Origin of the sequence: Streptomyces sp. SP17BM10, from assembly GCF_036322405.1 — a bacterium.
Lineage (GTDB): Bacteria > Actinomycetota > Actinomycetes > Streptomycetales > Streptomycetaceae > Kitasatospora.
Genome location: NZ_JAQYXB010000673.1, coordinates 1 through 351 on the forward strand (window position 1 = coordinate 1; position 351 = coordinate 351).

The window sequence follows — 351 nt, forward strand, 5'->3', positions numbered from 1 at the left end:
AGTCCTTGAGGCCCTTCTTGGCGCCGTGCAGCGTCTCGAAGAGCTGCTGGCCGACCACCGGGGTGCGCTGGAGCGCGTGCTTGCCCCAGGAGAGGAAGCGCTCGTAGCCCTGGGTGGTGCGCAGCGTGGAGAGGTGGTTGGCCATGCCGCCGCGGGTCGGCTCCTCCGAGCGCTCCTCGGCCGCGACGTCGATGACGACCGCGCGGACCTTGGGGTCGGCGCTGTTGATGATCGCCTCCCCGGCCATGCCTCCGGTGAGCGCGCCGTCGCCGCTGACGGCGACGACCGGGTCATTGGTGCCCTTGAGCTGGTTGGCCTTGGCCAGGCCGTCGGCGTAGGAGAGCACGGTGG

Annotated in this window: 1 protein-coding gene; it reads right to left on the reverse strand. The window is 71.2% G+C overall.

All coding sequences use genetic code 11. From position 1 onward, the window contains the following. Positions 1-351: 1-deoxy-D-xylulose-5-phosphate synthase N-terminal domain-containing protein (locus PUR71_RS34770; RefSeq protein ID WP_329931225.1), on the reverse strand; the 351-nt coding region annotated here is incomplete at both ends.